This window comes from Nocardiopsis sp. TNDT3, assembly GCF_003427465.1.
In the GTDB taxonomy this organism is placed as follows: Bacteria; Actinomycetota; Actinomycetes; order Streptosporangiales; family Streptosporangiaceae; genus Nocardiopsis; species Nocardiopsis dassonvillei.
Genome location: NZ_QPFC01001361.1, coordinates 1 through 2,280, shown reverse-complemented (window position 1 = coordinate 2,280; position 2,280 = coordinate 1). Strand labels below are relative to the sequence as shown.

General features: G+C 69.8%; 2 protein-coding genes. Both read left to right on the top strand.

From position 1 onward, the window contains the following. Positions 1-1,567, top strand: a 1,567-nt coding sequence (locus DQW06_RS27830) for a glutamate synthase-related protein (protein ID WP_255418273.1), incomplete at its 5' end; no start/stop codon positions are given. 19 nt (positions 1,568-1,586) lie between these two features. Then, a partial coding sequence (locus DQW06_RS27825; protein WP_157983637.1) for a glutamate synthase subunit beta occupies positions 1,587-2,280 on the top strand: 694 nt, incomplete at its 3' end.

Below are 2,280 nucleotides of genomic sequence, written 5' to 3'. Positions count from 1 at the left end.
GCTCATCTCCCCGCCGCCCCACCACGACATCTACTCCATCGAGGACCTCGCCCAACTCATCCACGACCTCAAGAACGCCAACCCCTCCGCCCGGGTCCACGTCAAACTGGTCTCCGAGGCGGGCGTGGGCACCGTCGCCGCCGGCGTGTCCAAGGCACACGCCGACGTCGTCCTCATCTCCGGCCACGACGGGGGCACCGGCGCCTCGCCGCTGACCTCCCTCAAGCACGCGGGCACCCCCTGGGAACTCGGCCTCGCCGAAACCCAGCAGACCCTGCTGCTCAACGGCCTGCGCGACCGCATCGTCGTCCAGGCCGACGGCCAGATGAAGACCGGACGCGACGTCGTCATCGCCGCCCTGCTCGGCGCCGAGGAGTACGGCTTCGCCACCGCACCCCTCGTCGTCTCCGGCTGCGTCATGATGCGCGTCTGCCACCTGGACACCTGCCCCGTCGGCGTCGCCACCCAGAACCCGCTCCTGCGCGAGCGCTTCTCCGGCAAGGCCGAATACGTCGTCAACTTCTTCGAGTTCATCGCCCAGGAGGTCCGCGAGTACCTCGCCCAGCTCGGCTTCCGCAGCCTGGACGAGGCCATCGGCTCCATCGACCTGCTCGACACCGCCGACGCCGTCACCCACTGGAAGGCCCAGGGCCTGGACCTGTCGCCCATCCTGCACGAGGTCGAACCCCGCGCCGGCGACCACCGCGTCCAGCAGCGCCTCCAGGACCACGGCCTGGAGAAGGCCCTGGACAACACCCTCATCCAGCTCAGCGAGGGCGCCCTGGACTTCGGCCAGCCCGTACGCCTCGAACTGCCCGTACGCAACGTCAACCGCACCGTCGGCACCATGCTCGGACACGAGGTCACCAAGCGCCACGGCGCCAACGGCCTCCCCGACGACACCATCGACGTCTCCTTCACCGGATCCGCGGGCCAGTCCTTCGGCGCCTTCGTACCCAAGGGCGTCACCCTGCGCCTGTCCGGCGACGCCAACGACTACGTCGGCAAGGGCCTGTCCGGCGGACGCGTCATCGTCCGCCCCGACAACGCCTCCCAACTCGTCGCCGAGGACCACATCATCGCCGGCAACGTCATCGGCTACGGCGCCACCTCCGGAGAGATCCTCCTGCGCGGCGTCGTCGGCGAACGCTTCTGCGTCCGCAACTCCGGCGCCCTCGCCGTCGTCGAGGGCATCGGCGACCACGGCTGCGAGTACATGACCGGCGGCCGCGCCGTCATCCTCGGCCGCACCGGACGCAACTTCGCCGCCGGCATGTCCGGAGGCATCGCCTACGTCCTGGACCTGGACCACGAACGCGTCAACACCGAGATGGTCGAGATCGAGGCCCTCACCGACGAGGACCGCGCGTTCCTCACCGACGTCCTCACCCGCCACCGCGCCGAGACCGGATCGGCCGTCGCCGACCGCATCCTCACCGACGGCGGCATCGACCGCATCGCCAAGATCATGCCGCGCGACTACAAGCGCGTCCTGCTCGCCCAGGCCGAGGCCGAACGCGAGGGCCGCGACGTCAACGAGGCCGTCATGGCCTCCGCACAGTCCTGACACGAGAGGAGGAAGGCACATGGCCGACCCCAAGGGCTTCCTGAAGACCACCGAGCGAGAGCTCCCCAAGCACCGACCCGTCGACGTGCGCATCCAGGACTGGCGCGAGGTCTACGAGGACTTCGACCGGGGAACCGTCACCAAGCAGGCATCACGCTGCATGGACTGCGGCATCCCCTTCTGCCACAACGGCTGCCCCCTCGGCAACCTCATCCCCGAGTGGAACCACCTCGTCCACACCCACGACTGGGCCGAGGCGATCGAACGCCTGCACGCCACCAACAACTTCCCGGAGTTCACCGGCAGGCTCTGCCCCGCCCCGTGCGAATCCGCGTGCGTGCTCGGCATCAACCAGCCCGCCGTCACCATCAAGAACGTCGAGGTCTCCATCATCGACCGCGCGTGGGAGGAGGGCTGGGTCAAGCCCCTGCCCCCCACCACCCGCACCGGCAAGAAGGTCGCCGTCGTCGGCTCCGGCCCCGCCGGACTCGCCGCCGCCCAGCAGCTCACCCGCGCCGGACACGACGTCACCGTCTACGAACGCGCCGACCGCATCGGCGGCCTCCTGCGCTACGGCATCCCCGAGTTCAAGATGGAGAAGCGGCACATCGACCGCCGCCTCGCCCAGATGAGCGCCGAGGGCACCACCTTCCGCGCCGGAGTCGACGTCGGCACCGACATCACCGCCGACCAGCTGCGCGCCGACCACGACG